Source organism: Providencia sp. PROV205 (genome assembly GCF_028479505.1).
In the GTDB taxonomy this organism is placed as follows: Bacteria; Pseudomonadota; Gammaproteobacteria; order Enterobacterales; family Enterobacteriaceae; genus Providencia; species Providencia huaxiensis.
The window spans coordinates 32,570-55,514 of the sequence record NZ_JAMPNU010000034.1 but is presented as its reverse complement, the minus strand read 5'-3'; the positions used below and the strand labels follow the sequence as shown (position 1 = coordinate 55,514).

The 22,945-nt window shown below is 38.8% G+C and carries 18 protein-coding genes; 11 read left to right on the top strand and 7 right to left on the bottom strand.

The annotated features are described in order from the left end of the window. Positions 1 to 31: 31 nt before the first annotated feature. A complete protein-coding gene (locus tag PR800_RS17975; protein WP_232368245.1) occupies positions 32 to 442 on the bottom strand; it encodes a type 1 fimbrial protein in 411 nt (136 codons plus the stop codon). Between the two features lie 791 nt (positions 443 to 1,233). On the opposite strand from PR800_RS17975, the gene PR800_RS17970 reads away from it, so the two are divergent. The 4 genes from PR800_RS17970 (at position 1,234) to yjiA (ending at position 5,567) form a co-directional block, all read left to right on the top strand. After that, positions 1,234 to 1,686 (top strand): WG repeat-containing protein, encoded by a 453-nt coding sequence (locus PR800_RS17970; RefSeq protein ID WP_166265755.1) that lies wholly within the window; start codon positions 1,234 to 1,236, stop codon positions 1,684 to 1,686. Positions 1,687 to 2,117: 431 nt separating this feature from the next. Further along, positions 2,118 to 4,271 (top strand): carbon starvation CstA family protein, encoded by a 2,154-nt coding sequence (locus tag PR800_RS17965; protein ID WP_102139446.1) that lies wholly within the window; start codon positions 2,118 to 2,120, stop codon positions 4,269 to 4,271. Between the two features lie 101 nt (positions 4,272 to 4,372). Further along, the gene (locus tag PR800_RS17960) at positions 4,373 to 4,576 is read left to right on the top strand and encodes a YbdD/YjiX family protein (protein ID WP_004260586.1); all 204 of its coding nucleotides are present in this window, start codon (positions 4,373 to 4,375) and stop codon (positions 4,574 to 4,576) included. A gap of 22 nt (positions 4,577 to 4,598) precedes the next feature. Further along, positions 4,599 to 5,567 carry a GTPase gene (yjiA, locus tag PR800_RS17955; RefSeq protein WP_272531219.1) on the top strand — a complete coding sequence of 323 codons (969 nt, stop codon included), beginning with the start codon at positions 4,599 to 4,601 and terminating at the stop codon, positions 5,565 to 5,567. Positions 5,568 to 5,706: 139 nt separating this feature from the next. On the opposite strand, the gene PR800_RS17950 is transcribed toward yjiA, so the two are convergent. After that, positions 5,707 to 7,029, bottom strand: coding sequence for an L-cysteine desulfidase family protein (locus tag PR800_RS17950; RefSeq protein WP_272531218.1), 1,323 nt, complete (start codon positions 7,027 to 7,029; stop codon positions 5,707 to 5,709). A 208-nt stretch (positions 7,030 to 7,237) separates the two neighbouring features. Further along, positions 7,238 to 8,584, bottom strand: a complete 1,347-nt coding sequence (locus PR800_RS17945) for an MATE family efflux transporter (RefSeq protein WP_102139434.1) — start codon at positions 8,582 to 8,584, stop codon at positions 7,238 to 7,240. A 199-nt stretch (positions 8,585 to 8,783) separates the two neighbouring features. On the opposite strand from PR800_RS17945, the gene PR800_RS17940 reads away from it, so the two are divergent. The 3 genes from PR800_RS17940 (at position 8,784) to PR800_RS17930 (ending at position 11,277) form a co-directional block, all read left to right on the top strand. Next, the gene (locus tag PR800_RS17940) at positions 8,784 to 9,680 is read left to right on the top strand and encodes a diaminopimelate dehydrogenase (protein ID WP_102139433.1); all 897 of its coding nucleotides are present in this window, start codon (positions 8,784 to 8,786) and stop codon (positions 9,678 to 9,680) included. A 171-nt stretch (positions 9,681 to 9,851) separates the two neighbouring features. Next, a complete protein-coding gene (locus tag PR800_RS17935; protein ID WP_272531217.1) occupies positions 9,852 to 10,574 on the top strand; it encodes a hypothetical protein in 723 nt (240 codons plus the stop codon). 4 nt (positions 10,575 to 10,578) lie between these two features. Further along, the gene (locus PR800_RS17930; protein ID WP_166265746.1) at positions 10,579 to 11,277 is read left to right on the top strand and encodes a hypothetical protein; all 699 of its coding nucleotides are present in this window, start codon (positions 10,579 to 10,581) and stop codon (positions 11,275 to 11,277) included. A gap of 55 nt (positions 11,278 to 11,332) precedes the next feature. Here PR800_RS17930 and PR800_RS17925 read toward each other — a convergent pair whose 3' ends face one another. Together PR800_RS17925 and PR800_RS17920 are read right to left on the bottom strand one after the other, a co-directional pair. Continuing rightward, positions 11,333 to 12,160 carry a phosphoenolpyruvate hydrolase family protein gene (locus PR800_RS17925; protein WP_166265743.1) on the bottom strand — a complete coding sequence of 276 codons (828 nt, stop codon included), beginning with the start codon at positions 12,158 to 12,160 and terminating at the stop codon, positions 11,333 to 11,335. Positions 12,161 to 12,172: 12 nt separating this feature from the next. Further along, positions 12,173 to 13,390 (bottom strand): Tm-1-like ATP-binding domain-containing protein, encoded by a 1,218-nt coding sequence (locus PR800_RS17920; RefSeq protein ID WP_195697628.1) that lies wholly within the window; start codon positions 13,388 to 13,390, stop codon positions 12,173 to 12,175. Positions 13,391 to 13,766: 376 nt separating this feature from the next. Between PR800_RS17920 and PR800_RS17915 the strand changes: the two genes are divergently transcribed. Both PR800_RS17915 and PR800_RS17910 read left to right on the top strand, forming a co-directional pair. Next, on the top strand, positions 13,767 to 14,390 hold the full coding sequence (locus PR800_RS17915) for a TetR/AcrR family transcriptional regulator (protein ID WP_272531216.1): 624 nt from the start codon (positions 13,767 to 13,769) through the stop codon (positions 14,388 to 14,390). Between the two features lie 221 nt (positions 14,391 to 14,611). Further along, positions 14,612 to 15,661, top strand: coding sequence for an AbrB family transcriptional regulator (locus tag PR800_RS17910; protein ID WP_102139427.1), 1,050 nt, complete (start codon positions 14,612 to 14,614; stop codon positions 15,659 to 15,661). 59 nt (positions 15,662 to 15,720) lie between these two features. Here the strand turns inward: PR800_RS17910 and PR800_RS17905 are convergent, their stop codons facing one another. Next, positions 15,721 to 16,068: a YacC family pilotin-like protein gene (locus tag PR800_RS17905; protein ID WP_102139426.1), complete on the bottom strand. Its 348-nt coding sequence runs from the start codon at positions 16,066 to 16,068 to the stop codon at positions 15,721 to 15,723. 240 nt (positions 16,069 to 16,308) lie between these two features. Here PR800_RS17905 and cueO point away from each other — a divergent pair, with 240 nt between their 5' ends. Beyond that, positions 16,309 to 17,925, top strand: a complete 1,617-nt coding sequence (cueO, locus tag PR800_RS17900) for a multicopper oxidase CueO (protein WP_272531215.1) — start codon at positions 16,309 to 16,311, stop codon at positions 17,923 to 17,925. A 126-nt stretch (positions 17,926 to 18,051) separates the two neighbouring features. Then, positions 18,052 to 18,588, top strand: coding sequence for a hypoxanthine phosphoribosyltransferase (gene hpt / locus PR800_RS17895; protein ID WP_125891608.1), 537 nt, complete (start codon positions 18,052 to 18,054; stop codon positions 18,586 to 18,588). A gap of 82 nt (positions 18,589 to 18,670) precedes the next feature. On the opposite strand, the gene PR800_RS17890 is transcribed toward hpt, so the two are convergent. Continuing rightward, entirely contained in the window at positions 18,671 to 22,813 is a 4,143-nt protein-coding gene (locus PR800_RS17890) for a two-partner secretion domain-containing protein (RefSeq protein ID WP_272531214.1), read from the bottom strand. Positions 22,814 to 22,945 lie beyond the last annotated feature (132 nt).

The following is a 22,945-nucleotide window of genomic DNA, read 5'->3' as shown; positions in this document are numbered from 1 at the left end:
CATTACTAGCTAAACTAACGGACGACTGTTATTAGTCGTAAGCAACACTGAAGGTTACTGGTACGTTTAAGTTTTGAGCGACAGCATCAGTTGTTGTTGCATAAAGACCTGCAACTATTGGGATGATGTAATCACTTTGACCAGTAACTTTCAGGTCTGCAACTTCAGTTGTTGTGTTAGGCTTAACCGCAACTTTATCTTTACCAGCTGCTAACTTAACACTGATTTGTGATGCTTGAGCATCTGCAAACATGTCTGAATGGCCAGTTAATGCTTCACCTGTTGCTAAGATAGAAACAGTAGTTGCTTTTCCAGCTTCGTTATCGCTACCAGCGGCAGCGTCATAGACTTTAGTACAGTTATTTAAAACTAAATTAAAGTTTGCTTCTGATAATGCTTTAGCTGTATCAATTTTTTCGTTTGAGTGAGTTCCTAAGCTGATTAAGTCTTTAGAAGCGCTAGTATTACAAGTTGCAGCAACTAAACGTGCATTAAAGTTAACAGTTGCATCTTGAGCAGCAAAAGCTTGAGAAGAAAGAGTTGCAACAGTGAAGCACCAATCAGAGCAAGTTTATTTAATTTCATAATCATAGTTCCTAAGTATATGGAAAAATTTTAATTTTGTTTTTAAATTAATATATATTTAAAGTTTCATATTTCAGATTAAGTTTTTATTCTATTAATAAATATTAACAACCCGACAATCATTATTTAAGAATCTATTAATAAAACGAGTTTATTAATATTAGATATTTAATAAACAATTTACTTCTTCATAAAAACTTAATTTTAAATGTCTTAGTATTTATTTAGTGAACACAGGTTCACCGGAGAACGTGATTAACATTAATTCTACTCACGTAGGTTGTCAAACAGGCAGAAAATGCATTTTTCTGTTTTTTTAATTGATTTCTAATTGTTAATTCTTATTTGTTTCAATTGGTTATGTGGTTTTTCATTGTCTTAAGTGATATCGATAGTTGGTTTTTGGTCTTATATGTTATATGGGTGAATAGGTTTGATAAATAAGCATGGTATGTTACCCCATCATTTCTAGTTGATGACTCAATTTCAGTCTTGAGATTATTCTTATATAAGACTTTGTTTACCGTTATTCCTAGTTTCATTGAAAGGGATATCAGCTATCTTTATTAAGTGAGTATTCAATAGAACGAATCAGATAAGCTTGGTTTCTTATCACCTATTAGGCGTAAAAGTAGAGCAAGGAAAGTTATGAAGATTCATTATGTAGTGGGTTTAATGTCTCTAGGATTAATATCTGTTTTATCAACAGCGCAAAATCTTGAACAACAATTTAGTTTATGGGTAGAGAACGAAAAAGATAAAATTGCGTGTTTTGAGCAACAATCTTCATTTAAGTATTGCTTAGGAAAATCACCTAATAAAGGTTTGGCTGTTTTTAACCAAAAAGGAGAAGAGATTTACCAACTTTACTATTTTGATAATTGGCCTGATGAAGCACAAGACGGGGTATATCGAATACGCAAAGAAGATAAAATTGGTTTTGCAGACGCAATAACAGGAGAAATTGTGATTGATGCAATTTATGATTGCGCGTATCCATTTGAAGCAGGAAAAGCAAAAGTCGGTATCGGATGTGAAACACAAACAGACGGTGAACACAGTTGGTGGGTTGGTGGTAAATGGACAACGATTACACGCTAATAGTAAATAGGTATTATACAGTTTTAGATAAACCACTTTTGAATTTTACGTTATTAATGAGATTTATTTACAATAACTCTCATTTTACTCACATTAAATTTATTTTTTAACTTATTGAAAACAAAATAAAATAGTTATATAGATCACACTTTTGGCCGTATCTAGCCCCCCTAAAAACCATTCAAAGTAAAAAACAAACCGCTTAATTCCTTATGTCACCACTTAGCCTAACTTTAGTCATTTGCAGAGTGTAATTTCATACCATATAGACCATGGCAGAGCTCAATTTTTTAATGTAATACAGTTCAACCACTGCCAATTAAAAAGCCATCAACGATAAATGATAAGCAATGAAAACACAGCGATATCGTTTTTTATGGTGGTTAATACAAAATCAATGGCATGTTCGTTTTACCTCAGAAGGGTGTTCTATGAACAAAAATGGTATTTTAAAGCACATTCCGTGGATGATCCTAGGAATAATCGGTGCGGTCTGCTTGGGGGTAGTCGCACTCAGACGTGGTGAGCACATCAGTGCTCTGTGGATTGTCGTCGCTTCTGTGGCGGTGTATCTCATCGCATATCGGTATTACAGCTTATATATTGCTAAGAAAGTGATGAAGCTGGACGAAACACGTGCGACTCCTGCCGTCATTAATAATGATGGGTTAAACTATGTTCCGACAAATAAAAATGTTCTATTTGGTCACCACTTTGCCGCGATTGCAGGGGCAGGGCCATTAGTCGGACCGGTTCTTGCGGCTCAAGTCGGCTATTTACCCGGCACCTTATGGTTGCTTGCGGGGGTTGTGTTAGCCGGTGCGGTGCAAGATTTCATGGTGTTATTTATTTCATCACGCCGTAATGGTGCATCATTAGGGGAAATCGTTAAAGAGGAGCTTGGCCCAATTCCGGGAACGCTGGCGCTCTTTGGGTGCTTCCTAATTATGATCATTATCCTTGCTGTATTAGCATTGATAGTGGTGAAAGCCTTGGCAGAAAGCCCATGGGGTGTCTTCACCGTTGTGTCAACGGTGCCTATCGCATTGTTTATGGGGATATATATGCGATATATCCGGCCGGGACGCGTAGGTGAAGTTTCTGTTATCGGTATTGTTCTGTTAGTGGCTTCTATTTGGTTTGGTGGCGTGATTGCTCACGACCCATACTGGGGCCCAGCACTGACATTCAAAGACACGACAATTACTTATGCATTAGTGGGTTATGCGTTTATCTCAGCATTATTACCTGTATGGTTGATTTTAGCGCCTCGTGACTACTTAGCGACCTTCCTGAAAATTGGGGTTATCGTTGGTTTAGCGATTGGTATCGTTATTCTAAACCCTGAATTAAAAATGCCAGCAGTCACACAATTTGTTGATGGCTCCGGCCCTGTTTGGAAAGGTACTCTATTCCCATTCTTATTTATTACCATCGCTTGTGGTGCGGTATCCGGTTTCCATGCGTTAATTTCTTCAGGTACTACACCTAAGTTATTAGCAAACGAAAAAGATGCGCGTTACATCGGTTATGGTGCAATGTTAATGGAGTCATTTGTTGCGATTATGGCACTGGTAGCGGCTTCTATTATCGAACCAGGTCTGTATTTTGCAATGAATACACCACCGGCAGCGTTGGGTATTACAATGCCTAACTTGCATGAGTTGGGTGGCCCAGATGGCGCAGCTATCATGGCTCAGCTCAAAGATGTATCTGTTCATGCAGCTGCTACAGTGAGTTCATGGGGCTTTGTGATTTCACCTGAACAAATCATGCAAACAGCTAAAGATATTGGTGAGCCGTCGGTGTTAAACCGTGCAGGTGGTGCGCCGACATTAGCAGTAGGTATTGCGTATGTTTTCCATGAAATCATGCCTGCGGCAAATATGGGCTTCTGGTATCACTTTGGTATTCTGTTTGAAGCTCTGTTTATCTTAACAGCATTGGATGCAGGAACCCGTTCTGGCCGCTTTATGCTGCAAGATTTATTAGGTAACTTTGTTCCGTTCTTGAAGAAAACTGATTCACTGGTTGCGGGTATCATCGGTACAGCGGGATGTGTTGGCCTGTGGGGTTACTTATTGTATCAAGGCGTTGTTGACCCACTGGGCGGTGTTAAGAGCCTATGGCCTCTGTTCGGTATCTCGAACCAAATGTTAGCCGCGGTTGCTTTAATCTTAAGTACAGTTGTATTGATTAAGATGAAACGCAGTAAATACATTATGGTGACCGTCTTACCTGCGGTATGGCTATTAATCTGTACAACTTGGGCATTAGGACTGAAATTATTCAGTGATAACCCACAACTGGAAGGGTTCCTATACTTAGCGAAATCTTATAAAGATAAGATTGCGGCAGGTGGTGCAGAATTAACTGCACAAGAAATTACTAATATGAATCACATTATTATTAATAACTACACCAACGCAGGCCTGAGTATTCTATTCTTAGTGGTTGTCTACGGTATCATTTTCTACGGTATCCGTGTTGGGATGAAAGCATACAAAAACCCAGAGCGTACAGACAAAGAAACACCTTATGTTCCTGTACCTGAAGAGGGCGTGAAAGTTTCATCTTCACATTAAGTTACCCTTCAACGAATTTGAACATCGAAAGGTGTTTGATAAATGAAAGGTCGCCCTACATTGTGTACTCATGATGTAGGGCATTTGTATTGGAGAGGCTGATGTTTGGAAATCTCGGCAAAACAGGAAAATACCTCGGGCAAGCCGCACGAATGTTAATTGGTATTCCTGATTATGATACCTATGTACAGCATATGAGTGATAATCACCCAGATAAACCCGTGATGACATATAAAGAGTTTTTTCGCGAAAGACAAGATGCACGGTATGGTGGTAGTGGTAAAGGCGGATTTCGCTGCTGTTAATCAATGAAGTGTGAGGGCAATAATGAAACCTATTAGCGTAACAATTTTAACCGGTTTTCTCGGTGCAGGTAAGACGACTCTCCTTAGCCATATTCTTCATGCTGAGCATGGTCATAAAATCGCAGTGATTGAAAATGAGTTCGGTGAAGTCCCCATTGATAACGCAATAATTGGTGATCGTGCGACACAAATTACTACATTAAGTAATGGGTGTATTTGTTGTAGCCGTTCGAATGAATTAGAAAATGCCTTATTAGACCTATTAGATGGCCTTGATAGTGGAAAATTAGACTTTGACCGTCTAGTCATCGAGTGCACTGGCATGGCAGATCCAGGCCCGATCACTCAAACTTTTTTTTCCCATGAAGTCTTATGTGAACGTTATGTATTAGACGGCATTATTACCTTAGTGGATGCTGTCCACGCTGATAAACAATTGAATGATTTCGCCATTGCCCAAGCGCAGATTGGCTATGCAGACCGTATTTTATTGACCAAAACCGATATTGAGCCAAATAATGAAGCTTTAATTGAACGTTTACAACGTATTAATGCCAGGGCACCGATTTACCCCGTTATTCACGGTGATATCGACCTGAATTTATTATTGGACATCGAAGGCTTTTTATTGGATTCACAATTGAATGTCAAACAGCCGACATTCCGTTTCGCCCCTAAACAACAAAATGAAGTGGGCTCGATTGTCCTTGAATTTAATTACCCTGTTGAACTGATGGCAGTTTCTCAGGTAATGGAAGAATTATTACTTGGTTTTGCTGATAATTTACTGCGTTATAAAGGAATACTTTCTATTGTGGATGAGCCAAAGCGGTTGCTATTCCAAGGTGTTCAGCGCCTTTACAGTGCGGATTGGGATAGAGACTGGGACGTTGATGAACAACGCCGCAGTGTATTAGTGTTTATTGGTATTGATCTACCAGAAGATATAATTCGCGAAAAATTCGCAGCCCTAGAAGTTAATTCAAAATAGAACAATTCAAAAAAAAGAATTTCAAAAAAAGAAATTCAAAGTCATTAGCGACGTAGCAAGACGGCAAAAGAGCCAATCCCTAGGAGCATACACAAGTATGTGACTAGGGTTGGCGAATGCAGCCAACAACGCTGCGGCGTTAAGGGCGCGCTTTAGCGGCCATAATTTCAATAATCTGCACGTCAGTATGCTTCATAGACCCCGCTGCTAGAGAACATAAGTTGGCAATGGACTGGTCGACATCATCAGAAACGATACCATCCGACCCTCTAACACAGCTATTATCTAATGCCATCAACACGGCTTTATAAGCGGCACTCGCACTGGTTGACACCTTCATGGCACAACTGTTTGACGCACCATCACAAATCATACCGCTAACATCACCAATCATACTGGAAATTGCCATTGCAACGACTTCATATCGGGACTCGAGTAACCAGGCGATGCCTGCCGCAGCCCCCATCGCTGCGGTTGTCGCGGCACACAGTGCCGATAATGCAGGGAGCTGATTATGAATATAAATCGCCATTAGGTGCGACAACATTAAGGCGCGAGCCAGTTGTTCTTCGGAAGATTGTAAATAATCAGCCGTGACAACCACTGGCATGGTTGCAGCGATACCTTGGTTACCTGATCCTGAATTACTCATGGCTGGCAATACAGCCCCTCCCATTCGAGCATCAGAGGCCGCAGAGGTACGGATCATAATTTCTGACATTAAGTCTTTTGAAAGCAGGCCACGATCTCGCTGGGTTTGCAATGTTTTACCAATATGTAAACCATAAACATTGCGTAAACCTTCTTGAGATAAGGCTTCGTTTAAATGGGCCGCTTCAAGAATAAAACGAATATCTTCTAATGGCGCTTCGGTAGCAAATTGATAAACAGATTTAGCGGTGACTGGCGGCAGTGGGACGTCTGCCGCACAGTCAACAGGAGATTCATGATGAGGTTGAGCTGTCGTGGCATCAAATACGGTATGATTGTTGTGGATCATTTTAACAATATTCGTATGAGACCCCGCAATGATAACGGTTGCGGATCCAGTTTGTGTGTATACCGTGGCTTCGGAGTATATGACATCATCACAAGGGTGCTTGATATCAACGGTAATAGCCCCTTGAGCTAACATGCTTTTACTCAATGCAATAGCATCCGCAGATGCTGATTTTAATACTTCTAAACCCGCTTCAGGATCACCGCCAATTGCGCCAAGGGCTGCGGCAATGGGTAAACCAACCATACCTGTTCCGGGTACAGTTACACCCATGCCATTTTTCATGAGGTTAGGGGAGACAAAAGCACAGACACGGATCACGGCTCCATCAAGTAATGAAGCGGCTTTGGCGGCAGCATATGCCAATGAAATCGGCTCAGTACAACCTAAGGCAGGTTTTACTTCTTGTTTTACTGCGTTGATAAAATATTGCCAAAGTAGTGGTTGTGATTGAGCATGCATGGCAAATCCCCTTAATAAAATCTTTTTCAATTTTATTATTTTAAACAACAGTCTGGAGAAAAACTTCACTAAGTTAGGGGATTTAAAGAGAGTGGGGAGAAATATTATCTCTAATTTGAACTATAAAAATGAAATATTTCTAACTTTGAGCTTTGTCACAAAAGTCCTGCCTATGAAATTCGACAGGACCAAGTGATAATTGAAAAGGTTAGTTTTCTACATCAAGGCGTTTACTTTGCCACTTACGTGAGCGCCAGCGCCATGCATTGGTTAAGCCGCGCAGCCATTCATCAGCAAAGAAACCTAGCCAAATGCCTAAGAGACCCATCTCCATTTTTATGCCTAAGAAGTAGCCTAATGGGATAGCAACGCCCCACATAAAAATAATGGCAGTACATAGCGGAAAGCGAGCATCGCCAGAAGCACGCAAGGCATTTACCATTACGATATTAATTGTCCTGCCAGGCTCTAAGAACACCGAAAGTAAAAATAATGGCAGCAGTACCTTAATAATACCTTGGTCATCCGTAATATTATTTAAAATAGGATCGCGGAATAACCAAAAGGCGATAACGACACCAATTGTTACGTAAAAACCCATTTTAAGGCTTTTTACACCGCGCCTATAGGCATCTTCAAAGCGCTTTGCGCCAACAAGGTGACCAACCATAATTTCATTACCAATGCTGATAGAGATCCCAAACAGCATGATAAACAATGACAATTGGAAATAGAGCGTTTGTGCCGCGAGGGACGTTTCCCCCATTAAACCGATAAATGCAGATGCGGTCATGAAATGGAGGATCCACACGAGATTTTCTCCCGCAGAGGGTAATCCAATGTGTAAAATTTTCCCCAATATTTTCCGTGACCAGTGTATTAACATCATTGGGACAAATTTAATTCTCAGCCCATAAAACAGTAGGCAGAAAAGTAAAATAACGGCAACAATACGCCCTACGACAGTTGACCATGCAACGCCTTCCAGCCCATATTGTGGTAAGCCGAAGAAACCATAAAGCACAATGATGTTACCAAATACAGTAATCACATTAGCGATTAATGTGACCCACATTGCGGGTTGTGCTTTACCATAAACCCGCAAGCATGCCGCTAAAATAATTGAAATTGCTTCAGGGATTAAACAAATCCCTAGAATACGTAAATAAGTATAACCATCAGCCATTAAATGCGATGGCATATTCATAATAGTTAAAATGCTATAGCCAAAAAATAACGCAACTAATGCGCTGGAAAAACCAAGAATAAAGTTAAAAGCGATTGAAATATGAATCGCTTGGCTGGCTTTTTCTCGGCGGCCTGCCCCTAGGTATTGGGCTATAACAACGCTACACCCCACACTAATGAAGTTAAAAATAGTGATAAATAGATCAAATACTTGGTTTCCCACCCCCATAGCGGCAAGGTAGGCAGTAGAAACGTGACTGACCATATAGGTATTAATTAATAATGTGGCCAAATGAAGAAAAATATCGATAAAAATTGGCCAGCTGAGCGAAAAGAGTGACCGCTCAGTCACATCGGATTGATGCATTGAGAACCTTTATATATTCATGAATGTTAGGGAAAGCTTTCTGAGTGGCTAATTCTACATGGATTTCAATAATGAAAATAGGGTTAAAATGCGTCTGATTTAATTAGGCTAATGTTTTGTTTACTTTTAATTATTCTGTTAAATTCAATTTCGCTATAAATAATTTAATAAGCAACATCAGAACTGTATAGGAGCAAAAATGACAAAAATTAAAGCAGCAATAGTGGGCTACGGTAACATTGGTCGCTATGCACTAGAAGCTGTTCTGGCCGCTGAAGATTTTGAGTTAGTCGGGGTAGTTCGTCGTAATACACAAGATATTCCTGCGGAACTTTCAGCCTACAAAGTGGTTGATGATATTGAAAAATTAGGAAAAGTTGATGTTGCGCTACTCTGTTCACCTACGCGTGCAATCGGCCCATTAGCAGCAAAAATTTTAAGTTTGGGAATTAATACGGTTGATAGCTTTGACGTACATTCGGATATTGTGGCTTTAAAACGTAGCTTAGATGATATCGCGAAGCAGCATAATAGCGTGGCGGTTGTTTCTGCCGGATGGGATCCCGGTTCTGATTCGATTATGCGTACATTGATGTTAGCAATGGCACCAAAAGGGGTAACTTATACGAATTTTGGTCCGGGGATGAGTATGGGGCACAGTGTGGCCGCTAAGGCTATCAATGGCGTAAAAGATGCACTTTCTGTCACAATTCCATTAGGAACAGGGGTTCATCGTCGTATGGTTTATGTTGAATTAGACGGTGGCGCTAAGTTCGATGAAGTGGCTCAAGCGATTAAAGCAGACAGCTACTTTTCTTCTGATGAAACACATATTCGTCAGGTGGATAGCATTGATGCACTAAAAGATGTTGGGCACGGTGTGCACATGACTCATAAAGGCGTTTCAGGGGCAACACATAACCAGTTGTTCGAATATTCAATGCGCATTAATAACCCTGCACTGACGTCTCAATTTATGGTTTCTGCCGCACGAGCGACGATGAAACAAGCCGCAGGCGCCTATACTGTGATTGAAATTCCACCGGTAAATTTCTTACAAGGTGACTTAGATACGCTGATCGCCAAACTGGTTTAATTTCCATTTAGTCTATCTGTGGCATGGCGTTTCTACGTTCATGCCATCTTGTCGATATTTTTTACACTTTATCCTGTCTCGAGTCTATCATTCAGACTTTAACCACTGTTTATTTTTTGTATTATCAAGTAGCTTATTAATAAAGTGGTATTGATGGCATGGAGTGAGGTAATGGTAAAGCCACCAAGGAGTGGGAAAGATAAAAGCCAAGGTTTTTTCCCAAAACAATCTTCAGTAAAAAGTGTGAAGGAGAATTCGCACTCTTTCAGTATTCTTCGTGCTTTTTCTAAAATAATAAACTACGGTTTTTCATTATTTTATGTTGGTTTTATTTTATCGGTATGGTTTTTTCCTGAATACTATACGGTAGAAATTATTTATAACCTGACATTGATCCTGATTTTTGAATTTATTTTAGTTCACTCGGGCGTCTTTATGGCGGTATTTCGTGATTGGAGAATATTAACGTTATTTGCTCTTTTCTATGGTCTTTTTGCACTGGCCATTAATATGTCAGTATTAGGTGATTCCCCATTAATTTTATATTTATACAGTGCCACTGTTGCAAATCGAATGCTTTTTGGTTTAACCAGCCGAACAGAGCAAGAACGTTCAGAAAATATGGGCTATTCAGCATTAATGGCACTTAATTTTATGTTCTGTATTTTCTCAGTGTTAATTTTATCTTTCCTCGTGCCTTATGGCGGGTTAACGCCTGAATATTTAAGGTCTATTGGCTATTATTCGAGTATCTCTAGCGGTGGTGAATTCCCAGATAAACCCCATGTGGCTTTTGCCTTTGGCGTGCTCTACTTTGGTATGCCTGTATTTATGGCTTGCTTAATGCATTTTTTATGCAAATGGCATTCTATTTACCAGGAAAAAGGGAAATAACTTTGTGGCTAGAAAGATAAAAAAAAGGAAAACTCCTCGCAAAAATACGTCGACTATAGGGACGAACAAAAAACATTATTTTCTTGAATCAGAAGAACCGCAAGGAATAATGGGGACGTTGCCAACATTGGTTGAGCACGGGCTCACTATTTTTTATATTGTATTTTTGTTGTCACTTTGGTTTTCACCTCAATGGTCTGGGGTGGCTGTTATTTACAACATGGTATTGATTTTATTATTTGAATTTATTTTGATTCATATGAGCACCATGATGGCTGTTGTGGCGAAAGGTTTTTTCTTTATTGTGATTGCCGCGATTTTAGGTGGCGTTGCGTATATTTTTCATACCACACAAATTAACTCCTCTGCGATCCTCTATATTTATGCCGCAACATTAATTAATCGTATTATTATTGGACGAAAACAGGCTAATGATATGAATAGCCATTTTAATGCTTTTGATGAAGGCATTGCCAAATTACGTCATTATGTCGCGTGTTTTATTATTATCATGCTGCTTGGTCGTTATTTACCGCAAGGTGGGTTAACGGAACAGTATTTGGAGCAAAATAACTATTATGGCATGCTCAAGATGACTGGAGCGACAGAAAACCCATTAATGGTTATCCAATTTGGGGTTTTATATTATTCGACATCATTACTCTGGGTGTTATGGCGCTATTTAAACCCAGCTAAAAAATAAAAAAAACGCCTACCGAAGTAGGCGCCTGGTGTTGGCAAAACATAAAGTAAAAAAACTAACGTGTAATTGATTTAAATTTTTGTGTGGTGGCAGTTAATGCTACTTCTGTTGGTAAACGCTCCATTGAGCTGGCACCATAGAAACCATGGCAATCAGGGCAGTTGGCTAAAATGTATTCAGCATCTTCAGGGGTGGCTATCGGGCCACCGTGGCACAGAACAATCACATCTTCGCGTACTGCTTTTGCCGCTTTTGCCCATTCATTGATTAGTGGAACGCAATCCCTGAGCGTCAGTGCGGTTTCAGCTCCAATATTTCCCCCGGTCGTTAACCCCATATGTGGCACAATAATGTCAGCCCCGGCTTTAGTCATCGCAATTGCATCTTCAGCACTAAAAACGTAAGGCGTCGTGAGTAAATCTTTCTCATGAGCGAGGCGGATCATCTCAACTTCTAACCCATAGCCCATTCCTGTTTCTTCTAAATTGGCGCGGAAGTTACCATCAATTAGCCCGACGGTAGGGAAATTTTGTACCCCTGCGAAGCCTGTTGCTTTGATGTCATCGAGGAATTTATCGAATTGGCAGAATGGGTCTGTTCCATTCACACCGGCAAGGACAGGAGTATGTTTCACTACGGGCAAAACTTCTTTTGCCATATCCATAACGATTTCATTTGCATTGCCATAGGCTAATAAGCCTGCAAGTGAACCTCTACCTGCCATGCGATAACGGCCTGAGTTATAGATAACGATTAAATCGATACCGCCCGCTTCTTCACACTTAGCTGATAGCCCTGTTCCTGCGCCACCACCGATGATTGGTTCTCCCCGAGCAATCATGTCTCTAAATTTTTTTAATAAATCTGCGCGGTTATGTTTCATAGTTAACCTCTATTATTTGTTCAAAATTTCCTGGTGAAGCTGAATAACCTGGTCACAAAACTCGGAGGAGTTAATATGATAAGGACTCAAAATAAGCTGTCTTTTCTCTGTTATGATTAGATTTTCGGTTAAAGCATCAATGAAGGCTTGGTCTGCGATAGGATCCCAAAATGGAGCACCGTCAATATCTAATGCCGAAAACCCTGCTGTTGGAATAATAAAGCGCACTTCACCGTGACAACGATTTAATTTTTCTGCAATCCAACGACCCATTTGTTGGTTTTCTTCTTTGGTCGTTCTCATTAAAGTGACTTGAGCATTGTGGTGATAAAACAAGCGATCTTGACAGTGTTCAGGCACACTGGAAGGACGGCCGAAATTCACCATATCCAAGGCTCCACAAGACATCACACAAGGGGTCTGAGTACGCTCAATAGCACCGAAACGGTCTTCATCACAAGCCAATACGCCACCAAATAAGTGGTCACACACTTCGGTGGTTGTAATGTCTAAAACTGAATGCAGTAATTGGCTATCAATCAGTTTTTCCATGGCTTTACCACCACTGCCTGTCGCATGGAAAACTAGACAGTCATATTGCGCCTCTAACTGTGTTGTAAGTTGTTGTACGCATGGGGTCGTTACCCCGAACATGGTGAGTGCAATTGCTGGTTTTAAGTCATGCGGTTGTTCTTCGTCATCAAACCAAACAGCTCCTGCGATTTGATTGGCTGCATTTTTTAATACTTTGCGAGAAATGATATTCAAACCTGATACATCAGTGACGGAATACATCATTGAAATATCACTCGCACCGATATAACCAGAAATGTCCCCTGAAGCCATAGTGGAAACCATTAATTTTGGAATACCCACAGGCAATACTTGCATGGCCGGTGTGATGAGAGCTGTTCCTCCTGACCCGCCTAAGCCAAGAATAGCGGCAACATCTGTTTGTGCGGCAAGATAAAGGCTGAAAGCATGTGCCATGGCTTCAATGGCTTTACCACGGTCACCGCAGAAAACGGCTTCAGTGCCGAGCGGATGAAAACTAGCAACGGTATGTGCGCTGATATCTGCGTTTTTTTCTAATTGCGTTGGCTGTGTTGTCAGGTCAACGGTACGTACCGCTAATCCGGCGTTTTTGATTAATTCACTGACATAAAATAGTTCAGCACTTTTAGTGTCAAGCGTCGTTACAACATAAATAAAACCCGGATGTTTTTTCATAGAACAACCCTTTCAGAGTAAAACGAGCGTTGAATTTTCCATCATAATGAGACCATGGTATCATTTGGTTTAGTTTTAAAATGAGACCGCAGTCTCATTTTTTGTTTTATTGTGAAAGACATTGGTTGCTAGTATTCATATCCTATTGATAAAATGTAATAAATACTTATTAATAATCTTGAATTACTTCGAATACATGTAGAAGATTAAAAGATTTAAATGTGATTGTTATGATTTTTGCTATTATCGTTGAAATCACCTCCATAGATAAATCTTTTCAAATTATCAATTAAGTATATTTACCTGTTTACACTTATGTGTTTTCATTAACGCTAACTGGCCTTATAGTAAGTGACAGTATTTTAAGGATAAATTAATGTCTAAAACTCACTCACTCTCAGAATACAAAGGGACACGAAAACGGACCTATGTATTATTGGTTACGACAGCTTTAGATTTATTTGAAAAAGGGGCGATGCCTTCTGTTTCTGAATTGGCAGTTGAGGCGGGAGTTTCTCGTGCGACAGCATATCGTTATTTTCCGACACAAGCCGATTTAATTACCGCAACGGTTAATGAAAGTTTAGGTCCTATTTTAACTTGGTGGCCACAAAGTGAGCAAACCGAAGAGCGTATTGGCGAGCTATTAACCTATGCTTTTCCACGTATGTTTGAACATGAAGGTGTTTTGCGCGCCGCGCTGCAAGTATCACTACAGCAATGGGCACAGGGGCGAGCTGCTCCACAAAATATTAAAGATAAGCCTCTAGAACGCGGAAATCGTAAAGAAATTCTTGCGATGGTGACATCGCCAATGAAATCAGAATATCCGCAAGAAATTATAGACAGAGTCATTCGAGCCTTTTCTGTTATTTATGGTTCCGAAATATTTTTAGTATTAAAAGATATTTGGAAAATGGATGATGCTCAAGTAACAGAATTAGCCCAATGGATGTCCAAAGCGATTATGAATCAAGCTCGCGCTGATAATATAAAATGAAGAAAACAGTTAAAGTAAAAAATAGTTTTGTTACTATGCTATGTTAATTTGTGTTAGAGAGATTTTTTCAGACTAAGTTAAAATAACTAGATCAAAACCTAATAAATGAATAAATACTGGTAGATGTCACTAAGGGGATAAATAATTAAAAACTAAAGCCATATTGCTTAAATAATGTGATATAAATTAGGGCTATAAAAAGACTTAATGGTTAATACCATATGATGAAATTATTAAAAATGATAGGTGGAATTTCCATCTGTGCTTTAATCGGTGGTGGGCTTACTTATCTTGGAATTCCCCTTGCATTGATGTTTGGCCCGATCATTGCGATTATCATTTTTCATCGTTTTGGTATTTCGTTCGCAATTCCTAAACATACCATTACCTTTGTTCAAGTCACACTGGGAACCTCTGTCGGCTTGATGTTCAATCAAGTATCTCTTAATGAAGCAGACAATTTATTTCTTTTACTATTAATGCTAGTTGTCTGTTTGGCCGTGCAATTTTCGTTCAGCTTTTTTTGGTTTTACCGAAAAGTCGGTTGGACAAAACAAGAGGCAATGCTAGGCTCTGTCCCCGGTGCGATGGCTGCAATTCTCGCATTAACTGACCATACTCATACACCACCCCAAAAAATTGTTATTTCCCATACAATTCGCTTAATTATTCTTATTTTATTAGCAGGTATTGTTGTTGGTAGTGATGGTGATCCGCAACCGATAATCGAATTTCCAGAACTCACATTAGTTTCAACGGGATGGCTACTGCTTATTATTGTTGTTGGTGTTATTTCAGGGATAATTTTACAGCGTTTAAGAGTCCCTGCGCCTTTTATGTTAACGTCATTAGCAGCGGCAACACTCATTCAAGGTTGGGTTGATATCCCATTGAATTTCCCACTGATGTTGACTGAACTCAGTATGGTATTGATCGGGATGAATATTGGTAACCATTTCATTGTTTTTCCACTTTCATCGTTGATTAAAAATATATACTCTTCAGCCCAAGTTGTGGTGGTAAATATCGTGCTGACTTTTCTTATCACGGTATTTGCATCTTGGATGACAGGCTATGATATTTCAGTATTATTATTAGCTTGGGCGCCGGGGAGTATGGAAGCAATGACATTCGCAGCAATTACCATGAATTTAGATGCGGGCTTTGTGATGTCAAATCATATTATCAGAATGGTGATTATTCAAAGTATTCCATCGATAGCCCTGTTTTGGCAAGAACGAAGGCAAAAAAGGAATAATAATTTAGAGTAAAGAAAGAAAACATGCAGACTATATTTGGGCATGTTTTCTTGATGGGCTTTATCCTCCGCTTATTTTACGTAAGCAAAAAGGCCTAGCGAATCGCGAGCAAGGGACTGACATTTAAACTCGGTGGTAAGTGGTATTCCTTTTAGGTCACTATAACTTTCTTTGTTAAGAGCGGTCATTTTTTCCGCATTATAGTTACTAAGATCCCATTTGTTGCTTTTAGCAAAGTAAACGATAGCACGTTCAATTTCTCTATCAGGGATTTGTGAATACCCACAATCATATTTTAGATAAATAAAAACGGCCGTAAGATCAGCAAGATCTTCAGCTTCGTTGGTAGAAAGAGCTCTGGCAGAATTGGTTATCCCTAACAGAGTCATTAAGCATGACATCAATATAAATTTGCGCATTCGTTATTCTATCTGTTTTCTATGTCAAGTTACGTTAGCATAAGAATAGAATTGTTAGTCAACTATATTTTTCTTAAATCCATGTAATAAACCCACATTTATAGAGTGGCTTTATTGACCTTCCTGTAAGGGGAGGCTTTATCATACCTTCATTAAACCATGTTTTGCTTCGAAAGTGTAATTTGCCATAAATTACCCCTCTGATGATTATTAATTTGATAAATAAAAGGAAGGTTATCAATGCTACGTCGCGATTTTTTGAAATTAAGTGCTATCACATATGCTGCAAGTGCGCTGCCTATTTGGAGCCGCATCGCGGTCGCAGCGGGAAACTACCCTGAACTGGCAATCCCTCCGCTAGTTGAGCCAGATGCACAAGGCAATATTCAGCTAGCTATCCAACAAGGTATTTCGCAGTTTATTCCAGGAAAGAAAACAACGACATGGGGTTATAACGGAAATTTATTGGGCCCTGCGATTAGCTTAAAGAATGGGCAAAGCGTTAATATCAATATTGTGAATCAATTGGCTGAAGATACAACCGTTCACTGGCATGGCTTAGAAATTTCAGGTGAACAAGATGGTGGGCCTCAAGCGATAATTCAGCCGGGAGCAAGCCGTAAAGTGAATTTTACGGTAAACCAAAGTGAAGCGACATGTTGGTTTCATCCACATACTCATGGAAAAACGGGTTATCAAGTCGCAATGGGCTTAGCTGGTCTTGTATTAATTAAAGATGAAGACAGCACAAAGCACGGCTTACCAAGTGATTGGGGCGTTGATGATATTCCTGTCATTTTGCAGGACAAACGCTTAAAAGATGATGGTCAAATTGACTACCAGCTTGATGTGATGAGCGCGGCAGTGGGGTGGTTCGGAGACATCATGTTGACGAACGGAGCTGTTTACCCTAAACATGTTGCCCCAAAAGGTTGGCTACGCTTAAGGTTATTAAATGGCTGCAATGCGAGAAGTTTAAACATTTCCACCAGTGATGGACGTAAAATGTATGTCGTTGCGAGTGATGGTGGTTTACTAGCCGAGCCAGTTGCCGTAACAGAATTACCTATCTTGATGGGAGAGCGCTTTGAAGTCTTAATTGATGCCTCCGATGGTCGCGCATTCGATTTGGTTACGCTACCCGTCGGGCAAATGGGCATGACGATCGCACCATTTGACCAGCCTTTGCCTGTATTGCGTATCGAAACAACGTTGACGAAGGGAGAAAGTGACTTACCATCAACACTTGCAGCAATGTCTGCTATTCCTTCTCTTGCTGGCTTAAACCGTCGTCGTTTCCACTTAATGATGGATATGCGTTTGGACATGCAAGGCATGATGATGTTACGTGAAAAATATGGTGACCAGGCCATGGGTAACATGGGCGGCCATGGTGCAATGATGGGCAATATGAACCACGGTAACATGAATGCAGGCAATATGAACCATGGAAATATGAATGGCAAAATGGGAAGTGGCGGCCACTGTGGTTCAGGTTCTGATGGTTTAGATATTCATAACGCGAATACCATTAATGGACAGGTTTTTTCAATGACTCATCCTGCATTCAATGCTCCTATGAATCAACAAGAAATATGGGTCGTTTCAGGGCGTGGCGATATGATGTTGCACCCATTCCACGTTCATGGAACACGTTTTCGTATCCTAAAAGAAAATGGCCAAGCCGTAGAGCCTCATCGCCAAGGTTGGAAAGATATTGTTAAAGTGGAAGGGCAGGTGAGTGAAATTTTAGTCGAATTTAAACACCCTGCAACTCAACAACATCCTTATATGGCTCACTGCCATCTCTTAGAGCATGAAGATACCGGAATGATGTTGGGCTTCACTGTAAGTTAACAGCCACATTTATTTTCAGATAAAATGCAGTGTGAAATTTTAGCACTGCATTTTCCTTTATTAGTATATGCGTGCTGCCTATGTTAAAATTACGTGCTTTCCATTCCCATAGATGCGTAATAGACGATGAAACATACCCTTGAAGTAATGATCTCTGAAGAAGAGATTGCTCAACGAATCAGTGAATTAGCCGATAAAATTAGCGCTCATTATCAAAAACTTGATGGTGAATTAGTCCTTGTTGGTTTGCTGAAAGGTTCATTTATTTTTATGGCTGATTTATGTCGTAAGATTGATGTCCCTCATGAAGTCGATTTTATGACCGTTTCAAGCTACGGCAATGCAATGACATCAAGCCGTGATGTTAAAATTGTCAAAGACTTGGACGAAGATATCCGTGATAAACACGTATTAATCGTTGAAGATATTATCGACTCTGGCAATACCTTAAATAAAGTTCGTGAAATTTTCGAATTACGCGGCCCTAAATCTGTTGCTATTTGTACATTGCTGGATAAACCTTCACGCCGAGAAGTACAGGTTCCTGTTGAATGGATTGGTTATTCGATTGAAGACAAATTTGTGGTGGGTTACGGTATTGACTACGCTCAGCAATATCGTCATCTGCCTTATATTGGGCACGTAACGTTATTAGAAGACTAGATCTTCTGAATAAAACGACCAAAAAAGGACAGCATTGCTGTCCTTTTGTATATATTAGATAAATCAATAAATTATATTATAACTATTTATTGATGATAACAGTACCGCCCGTGATTTTTCCATAAGAATTGGAAAGGTGAGGCGTGTTAACTTGAGTAGTACCATTTGAATTGATTCTACCATAGGCATTGTTGATGGAACTGTTGCCCTTAACTGTTAAATTAATGCCTGCATTTATTACACCATTATGGTTGGAAATTGAATTCGCTTGGATATTCATATTTCCGGCACTATTAATTTGAGCATAGTTGTTAATAAGTTCATTGCTCAATGTTACGTCAATATCAGCTTCACCAGATGCAGGGAAAAGAGCATTCGTTTGAACGATACCTGAAGTATTATTCATCTGAATACCTTTAATTTTAATGTTGCCATTGTTGGCGACAATCCCCCCTTTTTGGCTTGGTAAACCAAGGTTGTATGTGTATCGGCTAAAGTCAGACGAATTAGTATTACTGATATAATCAGCATTCATTACTAAGTTATTATCCGCTTTAATCAAACCATTAGAGTTGTTTAAATATTGAGAGATAAAGTTAAGGTTAAAGCCTTTAATGTAACCAGCATTATTAACTAAATTATTAACTTTAAACGTTGATTTACCATTGTTAGAAGAGATAACACCATTATTTGTCAGTTTTGGTGACGTAATATTTAATAATTTCTCACTGCTAATTACCGATTTACTATCATTAACGACTGAATTGGATGCAGTAATATCCATTCTGCCATTTTCAGTTTTCATGGTAGATGACAGGTTGTTTAAAATATTAGTATCGATAGTCATGCGGCGTTTTGCATAGAGCGTACTTGATGCTTTATTATCTAAACTTCTACCTGTGAAAGTAAAGTCTCTACCTGCTGAAATGATAGCTTGTTCATTGATGAGTCTATTAACGTTAAAAACAATATCTTGGCCAGCAGTAAATCTGTATTTACCATATTTACTATTGTTACCTGCCCAGTTGTAGATTGTATCTGCGTTAACATTAATGTTGCCTTTCTCAGCATGAATTAAGCCATTACTATTCTGAATGTCTCCTACGGTATTGATGTTAACGTTTTGATTAGCTTTGATTAACCCATTATAGCGATTGAGTAAAGTACCATTTGAGGAAATATTAACATCACCATTAGAGGAGATAATTGTCCCATAATCATTACTAAAGCTATTAGTTGAATTAGCAGCTAAGTCAACGTTTCCTCTGCTTTGAATGGTTCCAGTATTATTTATAGCACCAGCTTTAACGCTTAATCCTTGATTACCCGCATTAATAACACCTTTATTAAAGAGACCTGTATTGGACTCATTAGTATTAATGTTCATTTTTTCTGCGTTTAAGCTACCGTTTGCGGCGACAGTTACACCGTAATTTTTCTGATTATAAGGCCCGGTAATACTAGAGATTATATTACCATTTGCATCATAAAAATTAGAACCTGTTGTAATGTTCAGTTCATTTGCTTTAACGTTGCCATTAACAAGTACGGCGCGAGAGATAAAATCAACAACGCTGTTAGATGTCAGGTTATTGTTAACTGTAATTTCGCCTTTAGAGACATTGTAGCCAATTAAGTTTTGACCAACAACAATAGGTGTTCCTGTAACAAATGCACCACGTGTAGCGTTGATGAAGCCACAGCTGTTACATGTAATACCCGATGCATTAGCAACAATAACTTGAGCTGCATTTCCAGCAACTTCCATCATACCATTAATAGTCGTCATGCTGTTGCCGATAACTTCATTTAAGATAACTGAAGCCTCTTTACCAGCAGTAATATTATCATTTCCAAGAATATTACCCCCTAAAAGGGTATCAGTTGCAGTGCTACTGTTATTAAAAATAACGCCTTTTTCGTTCACATTAAAACTTTGATAGGTATTGTGGGAAATACCACTGTCTGTTGGTTTTTTGATGTGAATGATATTTAAACCGTTTGGTTTATAAATGATACCTGTACCGTCTAAACTATAGGTTCCATTTGTATCATAGCTACTAATACCTGGAGCATAAAGGGTTGTTATATAATCAGATCTGAGTTTACCATAATAGTTATTAATATTACTTGCTGATTTAATATCCAAACGGCCTCCCGCATAGATATCACCTTTATAGTTATTTAGCCCTTTAGCATCAATATTGATTGCGCCATAACTAATTAACTGTCCATTATTGTTATCTAGTTCATCAGTTAATTTAAACTCCATTCCGCCACTTGTTGCTACTTTTTCTGAAGAGGAACTTTTAAATAATCCAAAAGAGTTAGAAACCTTATTACCAGTAACTGTAATGCCGCCATTTAATGCTTCAATACCACCAACTTTGTTTGTTAAAGCAAATCGAGATGCAACAGAAGAAAAATTATTAGAGTTTAAGTTACCTAAATAACCAACATTTAATGTCATGTCGTTATATGAGCGAATATATCCACCATTGTTGCTTAGATTATTAGCGGTAACTTTAAGTGTTTTTCCGTCAATGAAACCTTTTGTGTTACTTATATTATTAGAAGTAATAGTTAAGTTATCACCAGCAATAGACCCACTGTTATTTTCAAGGTTGTCAACCTTGATATTAGAAGCATAAGTTGGGACTGGTACTGTATTTGGTACATTAGTAGGTGAAACAATTTTACCTGCATTGATTAATTTTGCAGAAGTAATATTTAATCCACGGCCGCTACTAATGGTTGATTTTGCATCATTATTAATATATTTAGTAATGTTATAATCAGATTTTGCATTTTTTGCTGCAATAGATGATGATTTGTTGGTTAATGTATCAGCATCAACTTTTATTCTACGTTGTGCAGTTACTGCAGAATTTGTATTTTCTAACCCTGAATTTAGCGTTAAATTAATATCTCTTCCAGACTCAATTCTTGCATTTTCATTAATGACTCGGCTGGCTTTGATATTAATATCTCTACCTGCAATAATTCTATCTTCAACGTGGCTATTAGCTGTATTTCGCCACTGATAGAGTGTATCAGTTAAATCAATATTAATATCACCAGTTTCGGCTTTGATTATGCCAGCACCATTTTGAAGCATTTCACCTGAAATACTTACATTGTTTTTAGCTTGAATGGAACCTTTATAGCGGTTAAATACTGCAGAATTACCTGCGAGGCTAATGCTACCATCTGTTGAGATGATTTTTCCACCATCGTTGTCGATGAAACCTCCGGAATTACTATCAACGTTAATATTTTTTCTAGCAGTAATTATGGCATCATTGCTAATACCTGAGGCTTTTACATCAATATTACCGTTAGATTCAATTCTATTTCTTTTATTAGATAGCCCACCATTAGAAGAGATAGATAAACCATCATTACCAGCAGAAATAATGCCCTGATTGCTAACACCAACCCCCATTTCGGTAGAAACAAGAGTAATTTTATCAGCGTACATACCACCTAAAGACGAAACGTCAATCGCGACAGAAGGGCGGTTACCTGTACCAGCAACAGAAGATAATACTTCACCATTAGCATCGACAAAGTTATTTCCCGTAACAACTTTGATCTCTTTTGCTGCTAATTGACCATTAATAATTGCTGAACGAGCAATTAGTTCAGTTGGAGAATTAGACGTTAAGTTTTTATTAACGATAATTTGGCCTTTAGAAACGTTATAGCCAAGAATTTCTCCGTTAGTAACAATTGGCTTACCCGTTGTTAGAGTCGCACTTTCTGTATTAATGAAGCCGCATGAGTTACATGTAATACCTGATGGGTTAGCAACAATAACTTGTGCTTTTTTCCCTGCAACTTCAACCATACCATTTAGCGTTGTTGCATTATTAGAGTTAACCTCATTAAGGATAACTTTTGCTTCACCACCCGCTAAATTAAGGTTTCCGTTAATCATTCCACCTAACTGAGTATTAATATTATCTTTACTGTTGTTTAAGATGACTCCCTTATTATCAACATCGAATTTGTTGTATATATTGTGAGAAACACCCTTGTCACTAGCTTTATTTATATTAACAATTGTTGGGCCATTGTGCTGATTGATTACTCCAGCACCGTTAGTGTTAATTATTTCGCCATGAGCCATTGAAGTCATCCCTAAAATTGCAGAGACGCATAAAACGATAGGCTTTAGCTTTAATGTATGATTAGAAGACCCATTTTTAATAGGCTGACTCATAGAAATATCCCTAAATATGATTAGAAATTAATATATGTAAATTAACAATATCCCATTGTAACCCTTGAATTATGATTGAAATTCAAAATAAGTATATTTAAAAATACTTATTCAAAGCTCGATTTTTTATTC

What these genes read in the sequence shown, in the direction of transcription:
- PR800_RS17910 (WP_102139427.1), top strand. Translation starts at nt 14,612, where the DNA reads ATGATGAAATTATTAAAAATGATAGGTGGAATTTCCATCTGTGCTTTA.
- hpt (WP_125891608.1), top strand. Translation starts at nt 18,052, where the DNA reads ATGAAACATACCCTTGAAGTAATGATCTCTGAAGAAGAGATTGCTCAA.
- PR800_RS17915 (WP_272531216.1), top strand. Translation starts at nt 13,767, where the DNA reads ATGTCTAAAACTCACTCACTCTCAGAATACAAAGGGACACGAAAACGG.
- PR800_RS17945 (WP_102139434.1), bottom strand. Translation starts at nt 8,584, where the DNA reads ATGCATCAATCCGATGTGACTGAGCGGTCACTCTTTTCGCTCAGCTGG.
- PR800_RS17950 (WP_272531218.1), bottom strand. Translation starts at nt 7,029, where the DNA reads ATGCATGCTCAATCACAACCACTACTTTGGCAATATTTTATCAACGCA.
- yjiA (WP_272531219.1), top strand. Translation starts at nt 4,599, where the DNA reads ATGAAACCTATTAGCGTAACAATTTTAACCGGTTTTCTCGGTGCAGGT.
- PR800_RS17940 (WP_102139433.1), top strand. Translation starts at nt 8,784, where the DNA reads ATGACAAAAATTAAAGCAGCAATAGTGGGCTACGGTAACATTGGTCGC.
- PR800_RS17965 (WP_102139446.1), top strand. Translation starts at nt 2,118, where the DNA reads ATGAACAAAAATGGTATTTTAAAGCACATTCCGTGGATGATCCTAGGA.
- PR800_RS17920 (WP_195697628.1), bottom strand. Translation starts at nt 13,390, where the DNA reads ATGAAAAAACATCCGGGTTTTATTTATGTTGTAACGACGCTTGACACT.
- PR800_RS17925 (WP_166265743.1), bottom strand. Translation starts at nt 12,160, where the DNA reads ATGAAACATAACCGCGCAGATTTATTAAAAAAATTTAGAGACATGATT.
- PR800_RS17970 (WP_166265755.1), top strand. Translation starts at nt 1,234, where the DNA reads ATGAAGATTCATTATGTAGTGGGTTTAATGTCTCTAGGATTAATATCT.
- PR800_RS17935 (WP_272531217.1), top strand. Translation starts at nt 9,852, where the DNA reads ATGGTAAAGCCACCAAGGAGTGGGAAAGATAAAAGCCAAGGTTTTTTC.
- PR800_RS17905 (WP_102139426.1), bottom strand. Translation starts at nt 16,068, where the DNA reads ATGCGCAAATTTATATTGATGTCATGCTTAATGACTCTGTTAGGGATA.
- cueO (WP_272531215.1), top strand. Translation starts at nt 16,309, where the DNA reads ATGCTACGTCGCGATTTTTTGAAATTAAGTGCTATCACATATGCTGCA.
- PR800_RS17890 (WP_272531214.1), bottom strand. Translation starts at nt 22,813, where the DNA reads ATGAGTCAGCCTATTAAAAATGGGTCTTCTAATCATACATTAAAGCTA.
- PR800_RS17960 (WP_004260586.1), top strand. Translation starts at nt 4,373, where the DNA reads ATGTTTGGAAATCTCGGCAAAACAGGAAAATACCTCGGGCAAGCCGCA.